Source organism: Nocardia sp. NPDC004654, assembly GCF_040609595.1.
Lineage (GTDB): Bacteria > Actinomycetota > Actinomycetes > Mycobacteriales > Mycobacteriaceae > Nocardia.
On sequence record NZ_JBEXKI010000007.1, the window covers coordinates 336,313 to 355,378 of the forward strand.

The 19,066-nt window shown below is 70.1% G+C and carries 17 protein-coding genes; 6 read left to right on the forward strand and 11 right to left on the reverse strand.

The annotated features are described in order from the left end of the window. Positions 1-558: 558 nt before the first annotated feature. On the reverse strand, positions 559-2,103 hold the full coding sequence (locus tag ABZV58_RS24730) for a long-chain fatty acid--CoA ligase (protein ID WP_355002521.1): 1,545 nt from the start codon (positions 2,101-2,103) through the stop codon (positions 559-561). A 142-nt stretch (positions 2,104-2,245) separates the two neighbouring features. Here ABZV58_RS24730 and ABZV58_RS24735 point away from each other — a divergent pair, with 142 nt between their 5' ends. The 5 genes from ABZV58_RS24735 (at position 2,246) to ABZV58_RS24755 (ending at position 7,148) form a co-directional block, all read left to right on the forward strand. Then, on the forward strand, positions 2,246-3,388 hold the full coding sequence (locus tag ABZV58_RS24735; RefSeq protein WP_355002522.1) for a helix-turn-helix domain-containing protein: 1,143 nt from the start codon (positions 2,246-2,248) through the stop codon (positions 3,386-3,388). Between the two features lie 83 nt (positions 3,389-3,471). Beyond that, positions 3,472-4,350: a bile acid:sodium symporter family protein gene (locus ABZV58_RS24740; protein WP_355002523.1), complete on the forward strand. Its 879-nt coding sequence runs from the start codon at positions 3,472-3,474 to the stop codon at positions 4,348-4,350. 111 nt (positions 4,351-4,461) lie between these two features. Beyond that, on the forward strand, positions 4,462-5,997 hold the full coding sequence (locus ABZV58_RS24745) for a glycosyltransferase family 39 protein (RefSeq protein WP_355002524.1): 1,536 nt from the start codon (positions 4,462-4,464) through the stop codon (positions 5,995-5,997). 22 nt (positions 5,998-6,019) lie between these two features. Further along, positions 6,020-6,388 (forward strand): arsenate reductase family protein, encoded by a 369-nt coding sequence (locus tag ABZV58_RS24750; protein WP_355002525.1) that lies wholly within the window; start codon positions 6,020-6,022, stop codon positions 6,386-6,388. Between the two features lie 79 nt (positions 6,389-6,467). Continuing rightward, positions 6,468-7,148: a TIGR00266 family protein gene (locus tag ABZV58_RS24755; protein WP_067847657.1), complete on the forward strand. Its 681-nt coding sequence runs from the start codon at positions 6,468-6,470 to the stop codon at positions 7,146-7,148. 200 nt (positions 7,149-7,348) lie between these two features. Here the strand turns inward: ABZV58_RS24755 and ABZV58_RS24760 are convergent, their stop codons facing one another. Then, positions 7,349-7,858, reverse strand: a complete 510-nt coding sequence (locus tag ABZV58_RS24760; RefSeq protein ID WP_355002667.1) for an NUDIX domain-containing protein — start codon at positions 7,856-7,858, stop codon at positions 7,349-7,351. A gap of 72 nt (positions 7,859-7,930) precedes the next feature. Between ABZV58_RS24760 and ABZV58_RS24765 the strand changes: the two genes are divergently transcribed. Further along, positions 7,931-8,311: a nitroreductase family deazaflavin-dependent oxidoreductase gene (locus ABZV58_RS24765; protein WP_355002526.1), complete on the forward strand. Its 381-nt coding sequence runs from the start codon at positions 7,931-7,933 to the stop codon at positions 8,309-8,311. 7 nt (positions 8,312-8,318) lie between these two features. Here the strand turns inward: ABZV58_RS24765 and yidC are convergent, their stop codons facing one another. From yidC to ABZV58_RS24810, 9 genes are all read right to left on the reverse strand, one after another. Next, positions 8,319-9,362 (reverse strand): membrane protein insertase YidC, encoded by a 1,044-nt coding sequence (yidC, locus tag ABZV58_RS24770; RefSeq protein ID WP_355002527.1) that lies wholly within the window; start codon positions 9,360-9,362, stop codon positions 8,319-8,321. 98 nt (positions 9,363-9,460) lie between these two features. Beyond that, positions 9,461-9,757, reverse strand: a complete 297-nt coding sequence (locus ABZV58_RS24775; protein WP_355002528.1) for a DUF6412 domain-containing protein — start codon at positions 9,755-9,757, stop codon at positions 9,461-9,463. Positions 9,758-9,785: 28 nt separating this feature from the next. Next, positions 9,786-10,601, reverse strand: coding sequence for a helix-turn-helix domain-containing protein (locus ABZV58_RS24780; RefSeq protein ID WP_355002529.1), 816 nt, complete (start codon positions 10,599-10,601; stop codon positions 9,786-9,788). 301 nt (positions 10,602-10,902) lie between these two features. After that, on the reverse strand, positions 10,903-12,960 hold the full coding sequence (locus tag ABZV58_RS24785; RefSeq protein WP_355002530.1) for a CocE/NonD family hydrolase: 2,058 nt from the start codon (positions 12,958-12,960) through the stop codon (positions 10,903-10,905). A gap of 149 nt (positions 12,961-13,109) precedes the next feature. Beyond that, positions 13,110-14,303 (reverse strand): helix-turn-helix domain-containing protein, encoded by a 1,194-nt coding sequence (locus ABZV58_RS24790; protein ID WP_355002531.1) that lies wholly within the window; start codon positions 14,301-14,303, stop codon positions 13,110-13,112. Positions 14,304-14,343: 40 nt separating this feature from the next. After that, positions 14,344-16,158 carry a long-chain fatty acid--CoA ligase gene (locus ABZV58_RS24795; protein ID WP_355002532.1) on the reverse strand — a complete coding sequence of 605 codons (1,815 nt, stop codon included), beginning with the start codon at positions 16,156-16,158 and terminating at the stop codon, positions 14,344-14,346. Positions 16,159-16,435: 277 nt separating this feature from the next. Next, positions 16,436-16,972, reverse strand: coding sequence for an NUDIX domain-containing protein (locus ABZV58_RS24800; protein WP_355002533.1), 537 nt, complete (start codon positions 16,970-16,972; stop codon positions 16,436-16,438). Next, positions 16,969-17,682 carry a hypothetical protein gene (locus ABZV58_RS24805; RefSeq protein WP_355002534.1) on the reverse strand — a complete coding sequence of 238 codons (714 nt, stop codon included), beginning with the start codon at positions 17,680-17,682 and terminating at the stop codon, positions 16,969-16,971. Before ABZV58_RS24805 ends, ABZV58_RS24800 begins: the two co-directional genes overlap by 4 nt. Before the next feature lie 136 nt (positions 17,683-17,818). Beyond that, positions 17,819-19,012: a DUF418 domain-containing protein gene (locus tag ABZV58_RS24810; RefSeq protein WP_355002535.1), complete on the reverse strand. Its 1,194-nt coding sequence runs from the start codon at positions 19,010-19,012 to the stop codon at positions 17,819-17,821. Positions 19,013-19,066: the final 54 nt, after the last annotated feature.

Genomic DNA, 19,066 nt, shown 5'->3' on the forward strand with positions numbered 1-19,066 from the left:
CATCCGGCTGCGTTGGATGCACCGGCAAGAACGCCAGTGCCAGCCGTGCGATCGACACGGAGTCGAACACGGGTCAGTACCTGTAGTTCGGGGGACATCTCGGGCCGCGTCTCTCCTGGGGCGCGGCCCTTGTCGTATCTGGTGAACGGATTCCGGATCTCACTCAGTGGACTGTGACCCAGCCCACTGGACGCTTGTCTGGGAAGATAACGCCAGCTAGAGGCCATGTTTTCGGTGCCAAAGCGGCGCCTCGCCGGATTTTTGGTTCGAAAACACCTCCGGCAAGCATCTGAATCATTCATGCTTCAGATTAACGGAGCGCCGACCGTGCGCACCGCATCGAGATGAGGAGCACCCCATGTCCGGATCCGCGTCGGATTTCCTGGCCGAAGTTCTGATCAAGACCATCCAGCAGCTGCTGACGGGCAGCGCGAGCTGAGCGAACTCCGCGTCGAAGGGCCGAGCCACCCTGGTGGCTCGGCCCTTTCGTCTGTGCGAGCGGGAATCGAAGCTGGCGCGGAACTTTCGGGGCGCGACGCCCCGATCCGAGCGAAGGGCTCAGTTGACCTGTCGCGCGTGGACGTCCCAATACTTCTGCCGCAGATCGCGTTTCAGAATCTTCCCGGCGCCCGACACCGGTAGCGCGTCCACGATCTCGATGCTGCGCGGCGCCTTGTATCCGGCGATCAGCTCCTTGGCATGGCCGCGGATCTCCGCCGAGGTCACCTGCTGTCCCGGCTTGCAGACGATGACCGCGTGCACCCGCTCGCCCCATTCGGCGTCCGGCACGCCGATCACCGCCACCGCGGCGACCGCCGGGTGCGCGGCGACGGCGTTCTCCACCTCGGCGGAGTACACGTTCTCGCCGCCGGAGACGATCATGTCCTTGATCCGGTCGACGATGTAGACGTAGCCGTCCTCGTCCATATAGCCGCCGTCCCCGGTGTGCATCCAGCCGTCCCGCACGGCGTCCGCGGTCTCGGCGGGCTTGTTCCAGTAGCCGAGCATCACGTGGCCGCCGCGCACCACCACCTCGCCGACGGTGCCGCGCGGCACCTCGACGCCGTCGGAATCCACGATCCGGATCTCACTGTGCGGCGCGGCCCGTCCCGCCGAACGCAGCCGACCGGCCAGGTGATCCGCCGGACCGAGCAAGGTGGCGATCGGCGCGACCTCGGTCATGCCGTAGGCCTGGGCGAAACCGGCGTTGCCGAAGGCGGCCATCGCGCGCTCGAGCACCGCCTGCGAGATCGGCGAGGCGCCGTACATGATGTGCTCGACGCTGGACAGGTCGAACTCGCCCGCGCGCGGATGGTCGACGAGCATCTGGATCATCACCGGCACCAGCACGGAGGAACTCACCCGGTGCTGCTGGATCGCCGTCAGGGTGGCCACCGGATCGAACGCCGGGATCATCACGTGGGTGCCGCCCAGCATCAGCACACCCTGCCACCCGGCCAGATCGGCGAGGTGGAACATCGGCGCCGCGTGCAGGAAGACCGCGCCCGGGGCCATCAGATACCCGGTGGCGACGCCGCCGAGCGCGGAGGTCAGCAGATTGGCGTGGCTGAGCACCACGCCCTTGGGGAATCCGGTGGTGCCGCCGGTGTAGAAGATGCCCGCCGGCGCCTCGCCGCCGCGGCGCGCGTCGGGAATCGCCGTGGCGTCCGCGAGGATTCGCTCGTAGTCGAGCGCGCCTTCGGGGGCCGGTCCGTCGCCGCAGTGGATCACCGCGCGTAGTTCCGGATACTGCGCCCGCAGCGCCGGAACCATCGGGGCGAAGGCGTCGTCGACGAAGAGCACCCGGCTGTCGGAATCGGCGAGGGAGTACGCGATTTCGGCCGGACTCCACCGGATGTTCACCGGATTGAGAACGGCGTCCGCCCACGGCACCGCGAGCAGGTACTCGTGATAGCGGTCGGAGTTCAGCGACAGCATCGCCACCCGATCGCCCGGGCCGACGCCGAGGTCGCGCAGCGCGCCCGCCAATCGGGCGACCCGGTCGAGCACCTCCCGGTTGGTTCGGGTGCGGGAACCGCAGATGGTCATCAGGCCGTCGGGGTTGAGCTGGGCGGCGCGGTGCAGCCCCTGAGTCAGATACATCGTCGATTCCTCGTCGAACGGCAGTGGTCGGTCCCGACGAGTATTCGGCGGAAAGTGTGATCTGCGCCATGGAAAGCGTGTCGAACTATCAGTCGCCGGTTTGTTGATTTCTCCAAGCGCCCGCCCGTAGGCTCGCCCCACCATGAGCAGACGCCCGACCGCCGCCGAACGTTTGGTGGTGTCGCGCGTGCGGCATCGCGCACCCGAGCTCGTCGACCGCGTCGTAGCGCGAGCCAGGGCGGAGATGTCGGCCTACGCGCCGCTGCCCGCCGCGACCATCGCCACGTCCACCGCCTCGGTCGTCGACCGCCTGCTCGACGCGCTGCACGACGGTCATCCGCTCACCTCGGGCGATCTCGCCGTGCTGCGCGAGTTCGGCGAAACCCGTGCCCGCCAAGGTATTTCGCTGGCCGAGATTCAGAACGGGTGGCGCATCGCGGTCCGTGAGATCCTCGCCGAACTGACCGAGGCTGCCGCCACCAGCGGTGTCGCCGATCACACGCTGCTCCAGTTGATCACCGCGCTGCTCGACCTCGTCGACGCCGCCGTCGTCCCGTACAGCGGCGGGCACCGCGATGTGGAGATCGCCGCCGCGCGGCACGACGAGCAGTTCCGCGCCGAGTTCACCAGGGCCGTGCTCCTCGGCACCCTCGGTCCCGGGGACCTGCGGATCCGCGCGCAGCAACTCGGCGTCGATCTCGAAGCCGAGTACCGCGCGTACCGGGCCGGGACGGAAGATTCGCCCGATCCCGCCGCGCCGCTCCCCGCGAGCGGGTTCGTGACCACGGTGGACGGCGACGTCGCCGGGTTTGTGGAAAAGTCCAGAAGCCCGGGAGTGGGCGGCGTCGTCGGGCTCGGTCCGCCGACCCGGCTGGAGGACTTGGCGCGCTCGTTCCGCCTGGCCGGTCGGGTGTTGGTCACCGCGCGGCTGTTCGGGCGCACCGGAACCGTCGACCTGGACAGCGTCGGCGTGCTGCCCGCGATCGCCGCCGACACCGATCTCGGCGCGGAACTCGTCCGGCGCTATCTGGCGTCCCTGGGCGGCGGCGAATCCGCCCGCACGATCGTCGACACCGTCGAGGCCTACCTCGACACCGGCCTGCGCGTCGAGGCCACCGCCGAGCGGCTCGTGGTGCATCCCAACACCGTTCGCTATCGGCTGAGCCGCTTCGAGGAACTCACCGGCGCGGACCTGCGCGCCGCGCACACGGCGCTGCGAGTCTGGTGGGCGATCCAATACCGCAAGACCCAGAACCCGGGGGAGCGGCGCCCGCCGCGCGGGTGAGACTTTCGCCGCGCGGCTTTCCTTCCGTGCCTTCCCACCGATACGGTCGAATCCGGTGGATGCCGGTTCGAGAGGAGATCCGCATGGGTTCAACGGCTTTCGCCGTTTTTCTGCCGCTGGCGCTGGCCTTGGTGATGTTCGGGCTCGGCCTGACACTCACCGTCGACGATTTCGCCAGGGTGCTGCGCTATCCCGCGGCGGCGGCGATCGCGCTGGTCTGCCAGATGGTGCTGCTGCCCGCCGCGTGCTTCGGGCTCATCCTGCTGTTCGGCGTGGAGGGCGCGCTCGCGGTGGGCATGATGCTGCTCGCGGCCTCGCCGGGCGGACCGTCGGCGAACCTGTTCAGCCACATCGCCGGTGGGCATGTCGCGCTGAACATCACGCTCACGGCGGTGAATTCGGTGCTCGCGGTGTTCACGTTGCCGCTGGTCGTCGCGCTGTCCTACACGGTGTTCCTGGACGGCGAGGGTTCGATCGGATTGCGGCCGGACAAGTTCGCGCAGGTCTTCGCGATCGTGCTGGTGCCGGTCGCGGTCGGCATGTGGGTGCACCGGCGTTTCACCGACTGGGCGCGGCGGATGCGCGGGGCGGTGAAGGTGTTGTCGATCGTGGTGCTCGCGCTGGTGGTCGCGGCCGCCGTGGCGAAGAACTTCGAGACCCTCACCGAGCACCTCGGCGAACTGGCCGCGCTGTGCCTGGTGTTCGCGGTGCTCAGCCTGACGGTCGGTTACCTGGCGCCGCGGCTGTTCGGCGTCGACGAGGACCAGGCCGTCGCCTCGGCGATGGAGATCGGCATCCACAACGGCGCGATCGCCATCGCCGTCGCGGTCTCCGTGCTGCACAACGACACGATGGCCGTGCCGGGCGCGGTGTACGGCGTGCTGATGAACATCCCGGCCGCCGGCGCGGCCTACCTCCTGGCGCGCCGCCACCGGTCCGCGAAGGTGACAGCCGCGGCCTGAGCCAGGGACTACGCCTGAATGTTGATCTCGACTCGCCCCGAGGGTGGATGGGCGAGCGGGCGTTTCCCGTTAGATTCGACGCGGTCGGAGTCCGAATCGTCGAGGAGCGGCGTGATCGATACGGTAGAGCGTCAGCAGCGGAACCTCGCGGGGGCGGATCGTCCCGCGGTGGCGTCCACGGGCATCGCCGTCGTCGCGGGCGTTTCCCTCGCGGTGCTGCTGTTCTCGGCGAGCCGCTACGACTACTTCGGCGACGAGCTGTACTTCCTCGCCGCGGGCCGCCACCCGTCCTTCGGCTACGCCGATCAGGGTCCGGTGCTCCCGATGCTGGCTCGCCTGATGGACACCGTCGCCCCCGGCTCGTTCTTCGCGCTCCGGCTGCCCGCGGTCGCGCTGACCACGCTGGCCGTGGTGCTCACCGCGCTGCTCGCCAGGGAATTCGGCGGCGGCCGCCGCGCCCAGTTGCTCGCGGCCATCGCCTACGCGACGTCGCCGTTCCTGCTGTTGCAGGGCAAGATGCTCACCACCAACGCGATCGACACCGTGCTGTGGGTGATCATCACCTGGCTCGTGGTGCGCTGGGTGCGCACCCGCCGTGATTCGCTGCTGCTGTGCGCCGCCCTCGTGACGGCGGTGGACATGCAGGTGAAGTGGCTGATCCCGTTCTTCTGGATCGCGATAGCGGTGACCTCGTCGGCCCTCGGTCCGCGCGAGCTGGTGCGGCGCCCGCTGCTGTGGCTCGGCGGCGCGATCGTCGTGCTCGCCACGGTGCCGACCCTGATCTGGCAGGCGGGCAACGGGTGGCCGCAGCTGCACATGGGCGAGGTGATCAGCGGCGAGCAGGGCGTTCTCGGCGGGCGGCTGATGTTCGTGCCGCTCGCGCTGCTGACCGCGGGTCTGCTCGGCGCGGTGGTGCTGGTGTACGGCGTGTGGGCGCTGCTGCGCAATCCCGCGCTGCGCCCGTACCGCTTCCTCGGCGCGACGCTGCTGTTGCTGGTCGCCATCTTCCTGGTGATGGGCGGACGCATCTACTACATGGCGGGGATGTACGGCGTGGTGCTCGCCGCGGGCGCGGTCGGGCTGGTCGAGCTGGCCGCTGGACTGCGCCCGTCGCCCCGCAGGCTGGCCACCGCGGGCGGCGCGGCGGTGGTGCTGGGTTCCACGGCGCTCGTCCTGTGGTCGACGCCGTGGCAGCACCCCGACCGCATCGCACCGCCCGCCGACGTCGCGGAAGCCGCGATCAATATCGGCGTCTACGGCGAATTCGGCTGGCCCGAGCTGACCACCGCCGTGACCGAGGCCTATGCCGCGCTCGCCCCAGCCGAACGCGCGAACACCGTCGTGGTCACCGACACCTACTGGCAGGCCAGCGCACTCGACCAGTTCGCGCGCGACGAACTGCCGCCGATCTACAGTCCGAGCCGCGGCTACGGCTACTTCGGCAGGCCGGACGAGCAGACCGGCACCGTGCTCGCGGTCGGCGTGCCCGAGAGCTTCCTGCGCTGGAACTTCGACAGCGTGGAACCGGTCGGCAAGGTGGACAGCAGGCTCGGCTTTCCCGGCAACACCCAGGACGTCACCGTGTGGGCGTGCACCGGGTCGCGTCATCCGTGGGCCAAGACCTGGCCGGACTTGATGCATCTGTAGCCGGACGTGGTTATCTGAAGGCATGACATCAGGGCAAACCGAGATCTGGCACAACCCGCGGTGCTCGAAGAGCCGCACCGCGACGGCGCACCTGGACGAGACGGGCGTGGCCTACTCCGTGCGCCGCTACCTGGACGACCCGCCGACCGCGGACGAGTTGCGCGAGGTGCTGCGGCGGCTCGACGCGCAACCGTGGGACATCACCCGCACCGGCGAGCAGATCGCCAAGGACCTGGGCATGGCGGACTGGGGCCGCACGCCCGCCGACCGCGACCGGTGGATCGAGGCGCTGGCCGCCAACCCGCAGCTGATCCAGCGTCCGATCGTGCTCACGGCGAACGGCGGCGCGGTGGTCGCGCGCACCGAGGACGCCTTGCGCACCCTCGACTGAACCCGGCGCGCGAAACCCGGACTCCCCGGGCGGTATTCGCCGATACCTGCCGCCGCGCACAGGCGGTAGGGTCGGCACCATGAAGGTTCAACTGCGCCACAATCCCGCCTCCACCGTCGCGCGGTGCTTCCTCGCGGGCGGTGAGCCGATGCGGGTCGAGAGCGGCGCCATGGTCGCCCATTCGGCGGGAATCACGCTGCAGGCCAAGGCCGAAGGCGGCATCCTGGCCGGTCTCAAGCGCTCGGTGCTCGCCGGGGAGTCGTTCTTCGTCTCCACGTTCACCGCGCCGCAGCAGGGCGGCTGGGTCGACGTCGCGCCCGCGCTGCCCGGCGACATGCTGAACCTGCAGATCACCCCGGACCGGCCGTTCTTCATCAGCCGCGGCGGCTGGATCGCCAACTCGCACGGCGTGCAGGTGGAGAGCAAGTGGGGCGGCTTCGCGAACCTGTTCGGCGGTGAGGGCGGCTTCGGCCTGCGCGCGCACGGCGAGGGCGAGATCGTGGTCGGCGTCTTCGGCGCGATCGACGTGATCGACCTGCAGCCCGGCGAACCGATCACCATCGACACCGGACACGTGGTCGCCTACGACCTGGCCATGAACTTCACCATCCGGCGCGCCGTCTCCGGCCGCTCCATCCAGTCGCTGAAATCGGGCGAAGGATTCGTCTTCGACTTCGTCGGCCCCGGCCGGGTGCTGCTGCAGACCCGCAATCCCGGCGCGTTCCTGTCCTGGGCCAGCACCGGCGCGTCGTCGAGCTGACCGAAGCGAATTCCGCACGGCGAGGACTTCCATCCGCGCCCGTCACGTCCGGATAACCTCCCGGACACCCGGGTCCGTGATGCTGGCCGCTCCACTCGATGAACTACCCGAAGGATGACATCTCATGGAGCTGCTCGAAGTCGTCGCCACCATTTTCCAGACGTTCCTGGCCCTGGGCAGCGGCAGCGCGGCGTAACGGATCAGGACAGGAGATCGCCGATCAGCACCCGGGTGTCCGGGACGAACGGCCAGTCCGGGTCGGCGAGGTGGGCGCGCAGTTCCGCGTCGGTCCACCACCAGCCGTCGGCGATCTCCTCGGGCTGATGACGGATGGGGCCGTCGTAGCGCAGCTCGTAGGCGAACAAGTGGCAGCGCATCGGCCTGCCCTCCCATTCCCCGTCCCAGGACGCGCTGGCCATCGGCAGCGGCGGCGTCACGTCCGGGCCGAGCACGATGCCGAGCTCTTCGCCGAGCTCACGGATCGCGGTCCGCTCCGGATCCTCGCCAGGCGCGACGACACCGCCCGCGAGGCAGTCGTGCATCCCGGCGAACACCATCTTCGTGTCGGTGCGGCGGTGCACGTAGACCCGCTCGCCGTCCATCGATCGCACCAGCACCCCCGAACTGGCGTGCCACAGCCCCGCGCGATAGACCTCGGCGCGATCGGCCGCGCCGACCTCTCGCCCCTGCCGGTCGTACACCGCGATCATCTCGTTCGGCTGCGCTGACACCGCTCGAGGGTAGCCTGAGTGGTGCACTCCACCTGGAGAGAGGACCGTCCGATGGTGCTTCCGCGCGCAGTGGCGAGATTCAACCGGCACGTGACCAATCCGGTGGCCGGACTGATCGCGGGCACGGTGCCGCCGTTCGGTGTCGTGGTGCACAAGGGGCGAAAATCCGGGCGCGCCTATCGAACTCCGGTGTGGGTGTTCGAGGACGGCGGTGTCTACCGCATCGCGCTGACCTACGGTCGTGACGCGGAGTGGGTCAAGAACGTCGTCGCCGCGGGTGGTTTCGAGCTCGAGACGAGGGGCCGCATCGTCGAGTTGGTGGATCCGGTGGTGCTGGAGGACCGGTCCGCGGGCTGGGCGCCGATCGGTATTCGGCAGGTGCTGCGGAGCATCGCCGCCAAGTACTACCTGCAGGCCGGTCCTGTCGGCTGATCGCGGGTCAGCGGCGGCGGCGGGCTTTGGCGCTGCGCGATGATCTGGTGTTGCGCGGTGCCGGCGTGCGGCCCTGAGAAGCCACGCGCTGCTCGGACCGCACGGTGCGCCCGGATTCCACCGGGTGCTCGGATGCCCCGCCGGGCCGTGGTTTCGCCGTCGGCACCGGTTTCGCGCCCGGCTTCGGTTTCGCGCCCGGACGTGGGGCGTCGTTCGGCTCTGTGGTAGCCGATGACGTTGGCGCGGAACGGGTTTCGGCGTCGATCCACCGGTACGTGAGGTACTGCTGGGCCAGCGTCCACGCGTTGTTCGACACCCAGTACAACAGGATCACGATCGGAAGCACCGCGCCGCCGATCAGCACGCCCGCGGGAAACACCCACAGCGTCAACGTGTTCAGCATTGGTACCTGCGCGGCGGCCGGGTCCTGGCGGGCGATCGAGGCCCGCCCCGTGAAATGCGTCGCGAGGGCAGCCAGCGCCATCAGCGTGCCGGCGACCGCGGCGGTCGAAACGCTCGGCTGCCCGGCCAGGGTGGCCGACAGCGGTGTCCCGAAGAACTCGGCCCGCAGGAACGACTGCACATCGGCGGCGTCGAAGACGTAGTTCGGTGTCTGCGCGTTCTGTTCGGTCGTCATCGGCGCCGGCGTCGACTGGAAGGGCAGATGCCCCAGTGCGCCGGTGCGGTCGAACGATCGCAGCACGTGGAACAGCGCGAGGAACACCAGCCCTTGGCCGAGCATCGGCAGGCAGCCCGCCAGCACACTCACACCGTGCTGCCGTTGCAGTTTCTGGATCTCGGCGACCTGACGTGGCCGGTCGTCGGAATAGCGCTTGCGCAGCGCCTCGATCTCGGGTTGCAGGCGCTTGACGACGGCCTGGGTTCGGACCTGTTTCAGGAAGAGGGGATACATGGCCGCGCGGAGAGTGGCGACGAGGAACACCACGGCCAGCACCCAGGCCAGGCCGCTGGCGGGCCCGAGCAGCGCGGCGAAGGCGGTGTGCCAGAGCCAGAGCACGGCGGAGACAGGGTAGTAGACGACATCGAGCATGGGGGAACACCTGATTCGGTGAGACGTGCGCGCACGCACGGAAACGGGAGGAGGTCACCGCGAAGGGCCGACCACCACCGCGCGGTGACGCGGGCCGATCAGCCCGTGACCTGTCCCGGCGCTCGCGGCCGCGGACGGCCCGCCGTGTCGGGATTGCTCTGTCGCAGATACGAACCGCGCCTGCGGCGCTGCGCCGAGGGCGGCGGTCCGCAGCGCGGGACGACGACCGGCGCGACCGCCGCGCCGCGCAGCGCCACGATCGCGAACACCGCGGCGGCGAGCACGCCGAGCGCGGCCAGCGAGGCGTGCTCGGGCAGGGGCGTGGCCAGCAGCGCGAACGCGGAAGCCAGGCACGCGAATACCGCGAACGCCGTCAGCTGAACCCGCGAGAACACGGGATCGAGCGTACCGGGTGTGGGCGGGTCACGCTCCGTCGCCGAGATCCCACTGTTCGGCGCGGTGCAAGGCGGCGGGGGTCAGTCCGAAGGTGCGACGGCAGGTGCGGGTGAGCTGGGTGCTGTCGTCGAAACCGGCGGCGTGTGCGGCGGCGGCGAGGTCGTCACCGGAACGGAACCGGCCGATCGCGACCCGCAGCCGCAACCACAGCATGTACGGGCGCAACGGCATTCCGACCTGCTCGGCGAACAGGTGCGAGAGCCGGGCGGGGGAGAGCCCGACCCGCTTCGCCACATCGGACCCGCGGATCGAATGATCCGGCACCAGACTCGGCAGCAGCCGCAGCGCCTCGGTCACCGCGCCGTGCCGCTGCGCGCCGTGGGCAGCCGTTGGGACGCCGCGTAATTCGCGCACGATGGCGGCCACCTGCTCGGCGATCGGCGCGCCCGCCAGCGTCGCGGGCAGCGCGTGCTGATCGTCGGCCCAGCCGCCCGCGTGCGCGCGACGGTCGGCGGCGGCGCCCGCCGCGGTCTCCGGATCGAGGTAGAGCGCGGCGCCTTCGGCGGCGGTCTCGATCCGGTGCGGCGCGTCGGCGGGCACGATGATCCTGGTGCCGCGGTGGCGGACCCCGCCCGCGTCCATCACCGTGATCGGAGTGCGGGCGGCGAGCAGTTGGACGGTGTGATGGGCGTGCAGCGCGGTCGGGCGGATCGCACCGCCGAAGGCGAGAATTCCCGGCCGCAGCAAAGCCGTTGCCCGCCGGGGGGATTCGTCGGGCGTGCGGGCGCCGCCCGAGGCTGGGGGTGTCGCGGACACCCCGTCGGTGACCAGAGCCTTCTCCATCGGACGCTCCCGGCAGGTGACGCATGGATCCGGGTTTCGGATCCATCGCCGAGACTATCCGGGTCGCACCGCGGCGGTGAGCGTTTCGGTCAGGTGATCCAGGAATTCACCCACGATCGGTCGTGCGGTCCGGTGTGCGGAAACCGGGTGCGCGACGCCGGGCCCGTCGTCGCAGCGGTCGTGGGGGCGAGCAGCTTTCGGACCTCGGGGAGTTCGGCGACCGCCGATGTGACGGGCCATGCGGACAGGCCGAACGCCGCGCGGGTTCTCCGAGGAATCCGGCGCGGCGTTCGCGGTCGCTCTAGTCGAATGCGGTGGCGGGCGCCAGCGGGACGACCAGGCTCGACGGCCTGCTCGCGTCCCGGTGGATCTGCTGTGACGAGCCGATCAGCCTGGGCAGATCGGTGGGCACCGGGATCGTGGAAGGGAAGGTGCCGCTGGTGATCCGCACGCGCAGCGCGTGTCCCGGCTCGAGCCGATGGAACGCTGGGCGCAGCTTGATCTCCATCCGCGTCACCTCGCCGGGGACGAGCAGTTGCTCGGCCTCCTTGCGCACCACGTGCTCGGGTCCGTAGACGGTGCCATCCGCGGCCCGCCACGTCTTCTCCTCGTCGAGCGTGCGCAGGCTGGCCAGCTGCGAGCCGCCGGTGATGTTCACCGAGGTACCGTTCGGGGCCACGTCGTCGAGCCACACCTGGAAAGCCGCGTCGGTACTGGTCGAGGAGGCGTACAGGGTGAGGCTGCTCGGGCCCGCCAGCACCGTCGGCTCGGTCACCGGATCCATCGTGTACGCGCGCCCCGCGGTCGGGCCCTGCACCCATTCGGTACACGGGTTGTAGGCGTTGAAGACGCGGAAGACGAAGTCGAGCAGGCCGCCGGAGTACTGGCCCAAGGTCTGCCGGTTGCAGATGTTGTCCAAGCCGCTGTAGTCGAGCCGGTCCGCGGCGTCGGGGATCGTGGGCTGCTCGGCGACGAGCCGGTCGCCGTCGAAGTAGCGGCGCTGAATCTCGGCCTGCTCGAACGGGTATCGCGAGGTCGCGACGGCGTTGTTGTTCGCGTCGATGACGTGCAGCGTGCGATCGGCCTCGTCCACGCCGTTGTCGATCCCCTTGAGGAAGCGGTCGAACCAGGCCAGCGTGATCATGTCGGTGTCCAGCCGCGAACCGGGCCCGAAGCCGAGGCCGACGTGGTACCACGGGCCCATCAGCAGCTGGAACCGCCCGTCGGTCGGCTGCCCGGGCGTCATGGGCGCGAACTGGTCGCGCCCGGCCGCCAGGTTCTGCAGCTGGGAGTAGTTGCGCCACGGCCCTTCCTGGTACAGGTCCCACAGCCCGCCGACCTGGTACATGGCGATGTCGTTGTCCACCAACGCTTCCAGCTCGGTCTCGAACCGCCGCTCCTGCCACCACGCGCCGTCGTAGGCCAGCGGGCCGCCCGCGTACGCCTCCACCAGCTTGACGATGGTGCTGTCGGTCGACACCAGCGCCGCGAGGTGATCGCCGAGCGCCTGCACGAAGGTCTGCGGTGTCACCACCGCCGTCATGAACGGGCCGATCAGACTCAGATACGGCACCATCAGCGAGATGACGGTGAGCAGCAGCGGGCTCATCAACCCGTCGTGACCGAGCACCTCGTTGAAGATGTTGTTGGGCATGGCCATCGGCACGATCGCCTTCAACGGCGAACCGGGACCGACGGATTCGGCGGTCCGCATGGCCGACAGCGCCGGGAAAGAGTACCCGTACATGCCGACCTTGCCGCTGGAACCCGGCAGCCGGGCGGCCCAGTCCACTACCTGCGCGCCGTCGAGGCCGTCTTGTTCGGACGCCGGATTCCAGGCGCCGGTGGAGCCGCCGGTGCCGCGGACGTCGGCGATCACCTCGATGTAGCCGCGCCGCACCAGCATGTCCTGGGCGCTGGTGGCCTGATTGATGATCCGGCGCGCGTCGCGCAAATGGTCCGGCAGCGGGATGCGCAGCTGATCGATGACGCCGGTGACGGCGGCGGTGAGCGCGCTGGAGATCGCGCCGTAGGTGGTGAAGTTGACGACTACTGGGAACTCGCCCTCGGCCCGTCGCCCGGTCGCCGGGTCGGTCGGATACCTGACCTCGGCCTGCAACTTGGTGCCGTCCGCAAGCGGAATAACCTGTCCCAGTCGATATTCGATGCCGTACCGCTCCGGCGTCGGCACGTAGTCCGCGGGCAGGCCGAAGTTCGCGGGCGCGGAAGGCACCGGGCCCGCGGCGGGGACGGCGCTCGCGCCGGGCGCGAGCTGAACGGTCGGCCCGAGGGCGGTGATCGCCGCGAGGGCGACCGTGGCGGCGCGGCGGCGGAACCGCGCCCGGCTCGAAATCGTCAATTATTTGAACTCTCTGCTCGCGGTGCCGAGACCGGCGCCCCGGGGCCTCACTGTCTGATACAGCAGACCGCATAAGTCGGGTGCCGCACCACCGGCAGTTCCCAAGACCGCCGGGCGGCGATTTGTGCGCCCGACCAAAGCGGGCGGAACTACGGTGCGAACGAGGCGGCTTCGAGCCGCCTGGCCAGCCGCGCCGCCGACAGCGTCATGGCGTCGGCGGGGCGGTGCGGATCCAGCCCGGTGAGTTCGTGCACGCGCGCGAGGCGATAGGTCACCGTGTTGCGGTGCACCATCAGCTGCCGCGCTGTGGCGAGCTGGTTGAAACCGGTGTCCACGAACGTCTCCAGCGTCTCGGCGAGCATCGGCTGGGCGTCCAGCGGTGCGAGCAGCGCGGCCAGACCCGGCCGGGCCGCGTCGCTCACCGCCACGGTGTACTCGAAGTGCAGATCCGTTCGGCGACAGACGATCTCGCGTCGCGCGAGACAGCGCCCGAGCTCGGCGAGCACGCGCGCCTCGGCGGCGAGCGCGGGGACCGCGGCCCTGGTGGACGCGGCTCCCACGCCCACCCAGTACGGGGGAATTCGGCCGGGCGCGTGCGCGGGCAGGCGGGCGGTGAGCCCGGCCAGCGCGGCTGAGCCGTCGTCGCCGGAGGCCAAGGGGATCAGTGCGGTCCAGCCCCCGGTGTCCAGACGCAGGAAGACGCCGGGGATGGCCTCGACCCGATGCCGCAGGGCCGCCGCGGGACCACCGTTGCTCCCGCACAACCGGAACACCGCGACCAGGAAGGCGTCGGCCACCGGGATGACCGGGTCGTCGGCCCACTCCACCGGATCGCGCCCGGCGAGCAGCGCCTCGGCGATACCGCGGCGGCGCTCCAGCAGTTCCCATCGCGGATCGTGGGCGCGCTGGACGGCCGCGGTCGCGATGCGCGAGCCGACCAGCGTGATGTACTTCAGCAGCGCCGGGGAGGCGTCCAGCAGCAAGGTCTCGTCGGCGCCCGCCGAATCGCGCAGCCGGTCCCAGAGGAACGCCGCGCCGAGCCGATACCGCTCGAGCACATCGGCCAGCGGTGTGCCGTCGCGCAGCCGGTCCATCGCCAGTTCCACCAGCTCCCTGGTGTCGGCTTCGGACGGCTCGACGCCGCGGCGCAGGTACTGGAAGAACAGATCGACATTGAGCTTCGCGCCGCGGGCGAAATCGGTTTCGACCAGCGAGAATGGCAGCTGCGCGTAGGGCGGCAGTGTGCCGTAGAACCCCTCCAGCAGCGCGGCCGCGGCGCGGTGCAGGTCGTCGATCCGCGCGGATCGCTGCCCGTGGCCGGAAGTTTCGCCCGGGTCGGTCATCGGCGCCTCCGTGTGCCTCAATGCCGTCCTGTGTCCCGGCTCAGGCCGAGTACAGGGCCTCGATGGTATCGGTGTAGCGGGTCGCGATCGGCGCGCGGCGAAGTTTGCCGGTTGCCGTCAGACAGTCGCCGCCCGGCTCCCACACCTCGCCGAGCACCCGATACTTCTTGATCTGCTCGACGCGGGAGAGTTTGCCGTTCGCCGCCGTCATCCCGCGCTCGATCTCGGCGAGCACCTCCGGGCTGGCGGCGAGGTCGGTGACCGAGTTCGCCGCGAGCCCGTTCCGCTTGCCGAAGGCGGCGGCCAGATCGGGGTCGAGACAGATCAGCGCGGTGTTGTACGGGCGTTGTTCGCCGATCACCACGACCGCGCCCGCCAGCGGGCAGTTCTCGGTGATCGTGTTCTCGATGTTGGCCGGGGACATGTTCTTTCCCGCGGCGTTGATGATGAGCTCCTTCTTGCGGCCGACGATCGACAGGTAGCCGTCGGCGTCGAAGGAGCCGATGTCGCCGGTGTGCAGCCAGCCGTCGGGGTCGACCGTCTCGGCGGTCTCGACGGGGTCGCCGCGATATCCGCGCATCACGATCTTTCCCCGGATCAGCACCTCGCCGTCCGCCGCGAGGCGGACCTCGGCGCCCGGCAGCGGCGTGCCCACCGTGCCGATCTTGATCCGTCCCGGCCCGTTCAGCGTCGCGCCCGCGGTGCACTCGGTCATGCCGTACCCCTCGCACAACGGCAGGCCGAGGCCGAGAAAGAACTCGTGCACGTCCGGTGGGATGGCCACCGATCCGGTCACCGCGACGCGCACCTGGTCCAGGCCGAGCCTGGCGCGCAGCGGACCGAGCACCAGGCGCTCGGCGACGGCGTGCTGGACGCGGCCGGTGAACCCGAGCGCGCGTCCGTCAGAGGCGGCACGCGCGCGGTCGCGCCCGACGCCGACCGCCCACCTGGCCAGCGCACGACGCGGCGGCGGCTCCGCGGCGAACCGTTCCTCCAGCGCGCCTTTGACTTTCACCCACACCCGCGGCACGCCGAGGAACACCGTCGGCCGTACCTCGGACAGCGCGGCGGCCACCTGTGTGAAATCCGGAACCGTGGTGATCTGGCTGCCCTCCAGCATGGTCAGGTAGTGCGCGAACCACCGGTTGGCCGCGTGCGCGTCGGGCAGGTAGGAGATGACTCGATCGTCCGGACCCCCGCCACCGAATTCATCGATGACGCGGGCGTTCTCGATGAAATTGGTGTGCGTGAGCTCGACGCCCTTCGGCGGGCCGGTGGTGCCCGAGGTGTAGACGATGGTGAGCAGGTCCTCGGGACGCACCGCGCGCCACGTCGCCTCGAAATCGAAACCGTCCGGTGCGGAGGCGGATTCGAGCGCGTCCAGCGCCACGGTGCCCGCGGGCGCGTCGTCCACGACGATCAAGTGCTCGACACGGTGGCCCCGCTCGGCCGCCACCGCGATCGCCGCCGAAATCCTTGGCGCGAACTGGCTTTCGCAGATGACCGCCCGGTTCCCGGCGTTGCCGAACTGGTAGGCGAGCAGCTCGACCGGATTGGTGTTGTACACCGAGAAGGGCGTGGCGCCCGCGTGCAGCACGGCGGTGTCGCACAGGTGGAACTCCGGCCGGTTGGTCAGCATCAGCGCGACGGTGTCGCCGGGGCGCACGCCGAGCGCGGCGAGACCCGTCGCGATGGCGCGGACCCGCGCGCCGTACTCGCGCCAGGTAATCGTCTGCCCGCCGCCGAGAGTGCGCAGCGCGACCGCGTCGGCGTAGCGGGCGACGTTCGCCTGGAACGCCGCGCACAGGGTGTCCGGACGCACCCGTTCGACCGCCGGAGTTGTGGAGGGAACCAAGACCGAGACCTTCTGCTGGAGTGTGGTCGAGGCGACCCGCGTCACCGGCGGTGGCGTCGACCTCGTCGTCCGTCCAAGCTCAGCGCATCGAGCGGACCCGTCGCCAGGGGCAAAGGACAAGACTGTGCCGTACCGATTTGTGCATCGGACCAAACGGCCGCGCACGACGGCAGCGGTGGAGCATTCCGGCGACCCGGTCCGCGACCTGCCTGCCGCCCTCGCGGACACCGTCAGAGGACGCTGCCGGTCCGTCGAGAGTCAGTGCACGGCCGGACGTCTAGCGCGCGGTGGGCCGGTGCAATTCCCTTGCCAGGGTCAGGAGTTCGGGTAGGTACGCGCCGTCGGTGGCGACGTGTGCGAGCGCGTCCTCGAACGCGAAGGCGCGGACCTCGAGAATCTGCTCGGCGTCGGCGGGATTGCTGGGGGAGGACTCCAGCACGACGTCGGCGGCGCACCACAGCCACGCCTTGTGCGGGTGCGGCTGCCACGGCCGGTACGGTTCCGGTGCGTCACTGGTCGCGTGGTGCGCGCCGAGCCACCGCACCGGGCCGACCGGGCGCGCGCCCGCCTCCTCGCGCAGTTCGCGGCGCAGGCACTCGTCCACCGATTCGCCCGCTTCCCTCGTCCCGCCGGGCACCAGCCAGAAGTCGCGGTCGTCGCGGCACAGCACGATCCGCTCGCCGACGAAACACACCACGTGCACGTTGGTCACCAGCTCGTCGGCGGGCAGCTCGGTGGAGAAGTGGACGCCCAGGCCACCCCACTCCCAGCGGACGGGTGTGTGCAGCAGCGGATAGCGCTCGGCGAGACTCACTCGCTCGAGGTTAGTTCAGGAAGCCGGAACAGCAGCACCTCCGGATCGAGGCCTTCGTCCTCCACTCGAAACGCGTTGCGGAACAAGTCCTGATCGCGATCGTTGCGCCGGATCACGGTGCCGATCTCGGGATTGACCCGGCAGGCTGCGGCGCAGCGCAGCCAGTCGCGCGCGAAGGCGGCGTCCTGGAATGCGGGGAAGCTGAACTTCGGGCCCATCGCCCAGCACATGCTGAGCATGCCGAGTTGCGCGTCGGCGGGCCAGGAGTCGAAACCGGCGAACGGCATCACGACCGCGCCGGTGCCGTGCCGCACCATTCGTCCGCGCAGCAGCGTCTCCAGCTCGTCGAGCCTGGCGAAGACGACGCGGTCGATGTGCTCGTCGGTCAGCCGCAGCTCGGTGACGTCGGCGAAACGGCGGTAGCCGCCCGCCACGAGATCCATCCGGCTCTTCACCGCGTCCCATGCCGCGTTGATCTCCGCGCAGGTGGCGGCCGAGCCGTCGGGGCGGCGCCACGGCAGCCTGCGGGCGGCGATGAGCGAGGCGGCCCGTTCGGCCGGAGTCGGAGCGCCGCGCACCCGTCCGGTGTCGTCGAGCTTGTTGCCGACACCGGTGCTCACGAAGCCTTCGGAATCCAGGTACATCCAGGGCACCCGGCCCTCCAGCGTTTCGTTGAACGGCAGCCAGACACGGCGCACCGCGGCCTTCATGGACGATTCCCCTCGTAGACAGTGCGGAAAGGTGTCGTTTCAGCATGGGACGAGGAGCGGCGGCGAACACGAGTAGCGCACTACTCGTGTTCGCCGCCGAAATTGTGTGCGATCGCGCTGACCGGGGCCGCGCCGGTCAGCGCTCGCGGGCCAGCACCCGGTAGCAGGCGTTCCACGCCCACTCGACCGGCCCGCGCTCGAAGCGCCGCAGCCACAGGTGCGCGGCCGTCACGATGATCAGCGTGACCACCAGGTAGATCGCGATCGTGAACGGGACGCGCGCGTCGGGGGAGACCCGCGCGGCCAGGCCAAGACCCCAGCCGTAGCACAGCGCCGAGGCGACCAGGTTCTGCAGGATGTAGCAGGACAGCGCGGTGCGGCCGACCTCGGTGAGCCGTCGGCCCGCGAAACCGAGCCGAGGACGGCGCAGGTAGAACTCGGCGACCAGCGCGAGGATACCGAAGGCGACGAACGGCGCGCTGCCGTAGCGGGTGAGCAGCACCAGATCGCCGCCGAACACGCCGACCAGGAAATCGATCGGCGCGGCGATCGCGCCGATCACCATGAGCCGCTTGCGGGTTCGCGCGCCCTCCGGGCGGAACACGCCCGCACGATACAACCGGGCGCCCGCGAGGAACAGCGCGACCGACATGGCGAAGACGAAGACGGCCTCGACCCGGAACGTCAGCGCGTTGTCCAAGCGGAACACGACCAGGTCCGAGAACGAGCCGTTCGCATAGGGATTCGGGTCCAGCGGCTCGCGCGGCGCCGAATCCTGCTGCGGCGCGAAAGCCATCGCCATTGCGATCAGTGTGAGAATGGCCAGGTGGACGCTCGCCGCGATCGTCAGCCAGCGGCGTTGCGCGCGCTCGCTCGTGGCGAGCACGAAGGCGACCACCAAGCCGGTCACCGCGTAGCCCATCAGCACGTCGAACTCGGCGACCAACAGGAAGTTGAGCACGCCGTCCAGGAACAGCAGCCCGGCCCGCCACGGATACCCGCCCGGCCACGCGCGGCCGCGGCGCGCGGCGGAGGCCTGCTGGATGGCCAGACCGATGCCGAACATGATGGTCAGCAGGCCGAGGAACTTGCCCTGCGCCACCTGTTGCAGCACCCGCTCGGTCCACATCCAGCCACCGCCGGTCGCGGCGCCCAGTTCGTCGATGTAGCCGATCAGGCCCTCGGGGTTGGTCATGATCCAGACATTGGTGCCGAGTGTGCCGAGGATCGCGATGCCACGCAGCACGTCGAGCGCGACGAGCCGTGCGGGCCGCCCGGCACGGTCCCGTTCGGTGGCTTTCGCCCCGGTTTCGGCGATGGATTCGGTCATGAGTCGACTATCCGGCCCGGGAGCGGGGAACATGATCCTCCGGAAGTACCACCC

Coding starts and splice junctions, on each gene's coding strand:
- ABZV58_RS24780 (WP_355002529.1), bottom strand. CDS start 10,601: ATGGAGAAGGCTCTGGTCACCGACGGGGTGTCCGCGACACCCCCAGCC.
- yidC (WP_355002527.1), bottom strand. CDS start 9,362: ATGCTCGATGTCGTCTACTACCCTGTCTCCGCCGTGCTCTGGCTCTGG.
- ABZV58_RS24740 (WP_355002523.1), top strand. CDS start 3,472: ATGGGTTCAACGGCTTTCGCCGTTTTTCTGCCGCTGGCGCTGGCCTTG.
- ABZV58_RS24750 (WP_355002525.1), top strand. CDS start 6,020: ATGACATCAGGGCAAACCGAGATCTGGCACAACCCGCGGTGCTCGAAG.
- ABZV58_RS24755 (WP_067847657.1), top strand. CDS start 6,468: ATGAAGGTTCAACTGCGCCACAATCCCGCCTCCACCGTCGCGCGGTGC.
- ABZV58_RS24760 (WP_355002667.1), bottom strand. CDS start 7,858: ATGATCGCGGTGTACGACCGGCAGGGGCGAGAGGTCGGCGCGGCCGAT.
- ABZV58_RS24730 (WP_355002521.1), bottom strand. CDS start 2,103: ATGTATCTGACTCAGGGGCTGCACCGCGCCGCCCAGCTCAACCCCGAC.
- ABZV58_RS24810 (WP_355002535.1), bottom strand. CDS start 19,012: ATGACCGAATCCATCGCCGAAACCGGGGCGAAAGCCACCGAACGGGAC.
- ABZV58_RS24765 (WP_355002526.1), top strand. CDS start 7,931: ATGGTGCTTCCGCGCGCAGTGGCGAGATTCAACCGGCACGTGACCAAT.
- ABZV58_RS24805 (WP_355002534.1), bottom strand. CDS start 17,682: ATGAAGGCCGCGGTGCGCCGTGTCTGGCTGCCGTTCAACGAAACGCTG.
- ABZV58_RS24735 (WP_355002522.1), top strand. CDS start 2,246: ATGAGCAGACGCCCGACCGCCGCCGAACGTTTGGTGGTGTCGCGCGTG.
- ABZV58_RS24790 (WP_355002531.1), bottom strand. CDS start 14,303: ATGACCGACCCGGGCGAAACTTCCGGCCACGGGCAGCGATCCGCGCGG.